Origin of the sequence: Kitasatospora sp. MY 5-36 (assembly GCF_001182915.1) — a bacterium.
Lineage (GTDB): Bacteria > Actinomycetota > Actinomycetes > Streptomycetales > Streptomycetaceae > Kitasatospora.
Map to the genome: position 1 here is coordinate 1 of NZ_LFVW01000821.1, position 4095 is coordinate 4095.

Sequence of the window (4095 nt, forward strand, 5' to 3'; positions counted from 1 at the left end):
CTCACCGCCCACCGCGGCATGTTCACCGGGCAGTTGGGCGCGGGCGCCGATCCGGACGACTTCTTCCGCGACCGGGTCGAGGAGCCGGACCCGCTGCACCTCCAGGTCCTGCTGCTGCGGCACGCCCCCGGCGCGGCCGGCCCGGCGGCGCCGGACGAGCAGGACGGCCCGGCCGAGGTGCCGGAGGAGGACGCCGGGCCGCGCAGCTTCGGCGTCTCCCGGGCGCACCGGCTGGCCGCCGCGCACGACGTCCGGCTGACCGAGTACGCGAGCACCCGGCCGGACGCGCTGCACGCGCTGGCCGACCTGGTCGCGCTGACCGACTTCGCCGCCGTCTACCTGGGGCTCGCCGCCGCGCAGTCCTGAGACGGTCGGCCGATCGGGCCCCCGGGGCCGGTACGGTAAGCGCTCGACGACGCCGACCGACCCGTGAGGACCTGGAAGCATGAGCACCGAAGGCGGTACCAAGGCACTGATCGCGGCGCTGTCCGCGAACCTGGCGATCGCCGTGGCCAAGTTCACCGCCTTCGGCTTCACCGGCTCCTCCTCGATGCTGGCCGAGGGCGTGCACTCGGTGGCCGACTCCGGCAACCAGGTACTGCTGCTGATCGGCGGCAAGCGGGCGCGCCGGGCGGCCGACGAGGAGCACCCCTTCGGGTACGGCCGCGAGCGCTACGTGTACGGCTTCCTGGTGGCCATCGTGCTGTTCAGCGTCGGCGGCCTGTTCGCGGTCTACGAGGGCTGGCACAAGATCAGCCACCCGGAGGCGCTGGACTCCTGGGGCTGGGCGGTCGGCGTGCTGGTCTTCGCCATCGGCATGGAGGGCTGGTCCTTCCTGACCGCGATGCGGGAGTCGGAGAAGGCCAAGGGCAAGCAGAGCTGGACCCAGTTCATCCGCACCGCCAAGGCGCCGGAGCTGCCGGTGGTGCTGCTGGAGGACACCGGCGCGCTGATCGGGCTGGTGCTCGCGCTGTTCGGCGTCGGGCTCACCGTGATCACCGGCGACGGCGTCTGGGACGGCATCGGCACCCTGTGCATCGGCCTCCTGCTGGTGGTGATCGCCGTGGTGCTCGCCCTGGAGACCAAGTCGCTGCTGCTCGGCGAGTCGGCCGACAAGGACTCGGTGCGCCGGATCCGGGAGGCGCTGGTGGACGGCGAGGCGGTCACCCGGGTGATCCACATGCGCACCCTGCACCTCGGCCCGGAGGAGCTGCTGGTCGCGGCCAAGATCGCCGTCAACGCGGAGGACAGCGCCGCCCGGGTCGCGGAGGCGATCGACGCCGCCGAGTCGCGGGTCCGCGCGGTGGTCCCGATCGCCCGGGCGATCTACCTGGAGCCCGACGTGTACAGCGCCGAGAAGGCCGCGGCGGGCGACGACCCGGCCGCCACGCCCGGCGGCCCCGGCCCGGGCGGCGCGCACTGACCCCTCCCGCGCACCGACCTGCCCCGCACACCGGCCCGTCCTGGGGCCCGGCTTGAGAGCGGGTCGGACCGGGGGCCGAAATCGGTCATCGGCGGACGGCCGGCGGGGCCATCGGTGTAGATTCGTCACCAGAGCCAGAACGTCGCTGCTGATGGCGGTCGATCGGCGGTCCGCACCCCGCGGGGCGCGCGCCGGTCGAGGGAGAGAGGTCCTCCGACGGTTTGTGCTGCGCAACGGGAAGCCGGTCCACCACCACGGACCCGGCGGTCCCGGCGTGGCCGTGCACCCGTACGGCCTGACGCACGCGACGCACGCCCGGACCTATGGCCCCACCCCCATCAGCGAGGAGCAGACGCATGTCGACCGACATCACCGGTGACTTTAAGGTCGCCGACCTTTCCCTGGCGCCGTTCGGCCGCAAGGAGATCCAGCTGGCCGAGCACGAGATGCCCGGTCTGATGGCGATCCGCGCCGAGTACGCCGAGGCGCAGCCGCTGGCCGGCGCCCGCATCACCGGCTCGCTGCACATGACCATCCAGACCGCCGTGCTGATCGAGACCCTGACGGCGCTCGGTGCCGAGGTCCGCTGGTGCTCCTGCAACATCTTCTCCACCCAGGACCACGCGGCCGCCGCCATCGCCGTCGGCCCGGAGGGCACCCCGGAGAACCCGCAGGGCGTGCCGGTCTTCGCCTGGAAGGGCGAGACCCTGGAGGAGTACTGGTGGTGCACCGAGCAGGCCCTGACCTGGCCTGACGGCAAGACCCCGAACATGATCCTGGACGACGGCGGCGACGCCACCCTGCTGATCCACAAGGGCGTCGAGTTCGAGAAGGCCGGCGTCGCGCCGGACCCGTCCACCGCGGACAACGACGAGTTCCGGATCATCCTGGAGCTGCTCAACCGCACCCTCAAGGACACCCCGAACAAGTGGACCGAGGTCGCCTCCACGATCAAGGGCGTGACCGAGGAGACCACCACCGGTGTCCACCGCCTGTACGAGATGCACCGTGACGGCCAGCTGCTGTTCCCGGCCATCAACGTCAACGACTCGGTCACCAAGTCGAAGTTCGACAACAAGTACGGCTGCCGCCACTCGCTGATCGACGGCATCAACCGCGCCACCGACGTCCTGATCGGCGGCAAGGTCGCGGTCGTCTGCGGCTACGGCGACGTCGGCAAGGGCTGCGCCGAGTCGCTGCGCGGCCAGGGCGCCCGCGTGATCGTCACCGAGATCGACCCGATCTGCGCGCTGCAGGCGGCGATGGACGGCTACCAGGTCACCACCCTGGAGGAGGTCGTGGAGATCGCCGACATCTTCATCACCACGACCGGCAACAAGGACATCATCATGGCCTCGCACATGGCCCGGATGAAGCACCAGGCCATCGTCGGCAACATCGGCCACTTCGACAACGAGATCGACATGGCCGGCCTGGCCAAGCTCGACGGCGTCGTGAAGACCGAGGTCAAGCCGCAGGTCCACGAGTGGCGCAAGGCCGACGGCCGCACCATCATCGTCCTCTCCGAGGGCCGCCTGCTGAACCTGGGCAACGCGACCGGCCACCCGTCCTTCGTGATGTCCAACTCCTTCGCCAACCAGACGATCGCCCAGATCGAGCTGTTCACGAAGACCGAGCAGTACCCGATCGGCGTCTACGTGCTGCCGAAGCACCTGGACGAGAAGGTCGCCCGCCTGCACCTCGACGCGCTGGGCGTGAAGCTGACCACCCTGAGCCAGGAGCAGGCCGACTACATCGGCGTCCCGGTCGAGGGCCCGTTCAAGTCGGAGCAGTACCGCTACTGACCGATCAGCGGATCCGACGGCCGGCGCCCTCCCCTCCGGGGGCGCCGGCCGTCGGCGTTCCGCCGGGGCGGTTCAGCGGGTCCAGGAGGCCTCGTCCGCGCCGAGCACCTCGAACCGCTCGAGCAGACCCGCCAGTCCGCCGGCCCCCTGGACGGCCGGGAGCCCCGCCGCGGTGCCGTTGGCGCAGAGCTGGACGCCCTTCTCGACCCGGCACACCGGGGTGCCGCCGTTCGGCCGGCCGTCCGCGAACTTCCCGAAGCCGTCCGGCTGGACCGTGACGCTCAGCCACTTGTCGCCGACGGTGTACGACAGGATGGCGCTCCACGGGGGCTCGGAGTCCCTGGTGGGCCGGTGGACCTCGGCGTTCCGCAGCCCGAGGTCGGCGGGCAGGCCGGTCGGGCGCACCGGGAACGGGACGTCCCGACTGCCGAACTCGGCGCCGGCCGCGACCCGGAGCAGGTCGTCCTGGACCTTCGCGTCCAACCACAGGGTGGCGGTCAGCTGGGCCCAGCGGCCGGAGGCGGTCAGCCAGCGCAGCCCGCCCAGGGATCCCGACGCGTCGGTGAGCAGCCACTGGGCCTCCCGGCCGGCGACCGGGGGCGCGGGGGCCGTGTGCTGTCCGGGGGCGGGGGACTCGCCGGGGCCGCGCAGCAGCTCCAGCTTCAGGGCGGGGGTCGCGTTGAGGACGGCGGTGGTGGTGGCCGCGGTGGTGACGGAACGGCTGTCGCTGTTCGCGTAGCCGACGGCCGGCCGGGCCAGCCACGACGGCAGCCAGCCGAAGCGGGCCTCGGCGCTCAGCGGACCGGTCCGCGCCGCCGGGGTCGGCGCGGCCGTCGGGGACGGCGCGAGCGAGACCGGGGCGGTGGG

General features: G+C 72.3%; 2 protein-coding genes and 2 pseudogenes. 3 read left to right on the plus strand and 1 reads right to left on the minus strand.

Going from position 1 to position 4095, the window contains the following annotated elements:
• The 3 genes and pseudogenes from AE652_RS36715 to ahcY form a co-directional block, all read left to right on the plus strand.
• A pseudogene (locus AE652_RS36715) lies at positions 1-366 on the plus strand (hypothetical protein); the annotation flags it as partial.
• Positions 367-445: 79 nt separating this feature from the next.
• Positions 446-1423, plus strand: a complete 978-nt coding sequence (locus tag AE652_RS36720) for a cation diffusion facilitator family transporter (protein WP_049659434.1) — start codon at positions 446-448, stop codon at positions 1421-1423.
• 356 nt (positions 1424-1779) lie between these two features.
• Complete coding sequence (gene ahcY / locus AE652_RS36725; protein WP_049659437.1) at positions 1780-3228, plus strand: adenosylhomocysteinase; 1449 nt, start codon at positions 1780-1782, stop codon at positions 3226-3228.
• Positions 3229-3300: 72 nt separating this feature from the next.
• On the opposite strand, the pseudogene AE652_RS36730 reads toward ahcY, so the two are convergent.
• Positions 3301-4095: pseudogene (locus AE652_RS36730) on the minus strand (hypothetical protein); the annotation flags it as partial.

What these genes read in the sequence shown, in the direction of transcription:
- AE652_RS36720 (WP_049659434.1), top strand. Translation starts at nt 446, where the DNA reads ATGAGCACCGAAGGCGGTACCAAGGCACTGATCGCGGCGCTGTCCGCG.
- ahcY (WP_049659437.1), top strand. Translation starts at nt 1,780, where the DNA reads ATGTCGACCGACATCACCGGTGACTTTAAGGTCGCCGACCTTTCCCTG.